Annotated in this window: 2 protein-coding genes; both read left to right on the top strand. The window is 42.2% G+C overall.

Annotation, left to right across the window (positions count from 1 at the left end):
* The first annotated feature begins 326 nt into the window (after positions 1 to 326).
* Entirely contained in the window at positions 327 to 563 is a 237-nt protein-coding gene (locus EST42_RS08570; protein WP_134645044.1) for a hypothetical protein, read from the top strand.
* Positions 526 to 1,215, top strand: a 690-nt coding sequence (locus EST42_RS08565) for an IS110 family transposase (protein ID WP_167711203.1), incomplete at its 3' end; no start/stop codon positions are given. The genes EST42_RS08570 and EST42_RS08565, both read left to right, overlap by 38 nt.

The following is a 1,215-nucleotide window of genomic DNA, read 5'->3' as shown; positions in this document are numbered from 1 at the left end:
AACTTTCGTCTACGTATTCTTATCTCATTCAAGAATAGTTTCTACTCAATGAACTACAAGCAAAAGGCAGCTGATCTCAACAATGTGAAAACTACTAAGCTTAGAGGCGTACATGAAACTCGACGGAGTTCATGTACGCCTCTATTACTTTATAGTGGTAGTGAAGCAAAAGCCGTAGCTCTTTTTGGCCCATTGAGGCCGCATGTGAAATTGGCTGCTTCACTGGTTTTGGCAAATTCGCTCAAAGTAGTTTGGTTCTAGAAACCGTGTTTTGAAAACTTGGATACTAAAATCAATGTGAAGAGCTTCAAGAAAGGTAGCGTATCATGTGTACAATTATTGGTTTGGATGTTTTAAAGGCATCCGCAAAGTTATCTGTGGCAGTAGATGGAAAAGCAACTTACGACGGTGATATCACTCTCGATGCCATTGGGTTTCCAAGTTTAAAGTCAATTATCCAATCTTATGGTGGTGCGGAGGTCGTCTTCGAGGCAACCGGCGTCTACTCACGTCGACTAGAGAAATATCTTATCGATAACAAGTATTCTGTATCACATACTTAATCCCCTAGTAGCTAAGAAGCCTCTAGATGATGGATCCCGAATGCGCAAGAACGACGTTCGCGACGCACGATGTCTTGCCATAACAGAATTCACAAAGGAACCCGTGCCTTACGTGCCCCGTTTCTCAGATCCCTTGTATCGTGAGCTGTCAAACATGAGTCGATATTACGACCAACAAACTGAAGATATAAAGCGCGAGAAAAACCGCGTTCATAAATTGATTCAGTTGTCATTTCCCAATTTCACGGATGAAATTGAGGTGGATAAAACCTCAAGTCTAGAAGTTCTTCGTTTGTTTCCACACCCAGGTATGATTGTGGGACATACAATAACAGAAATCATGGATAGCATTCTTGGATTAGGAATACGTGGTATTGGCCAAGGACGTGCACAAACACTAGCAGAAAGACTGTGGCGAGCCCACGGAACTTCTTATCCGGCGATTGAATCAACATCTTTCGTAGTTAAACAGCTCCAACATCAAGTCACAAACATCATTAAAATGACTGTGAAACGAGAAGTTGTCATTGCCAACACGGTTGACGTAGTGAAGGCCTTACCCGAATTCAAGATTCTCTTAAGCATTTCTGGAATGACTGACAATACCGCGGTTCGCTTAATCGGTGATATTCGACGGTTTGAAAAGCGTTCT

Origin of the sequence: Weissella cibaria (genome assembly GCF_004521965.1) — a bacterium.
GTDB classification, from domain to species: domain Bacteria; phylum Bacillota; class Bacilli; order Lactobacillales; family Lactobacillaceae; genus Weissella; species Weissella cibaria_A.
This window is presented reverse-complemented; position numbering and strand designations above follow the sequence as displayed.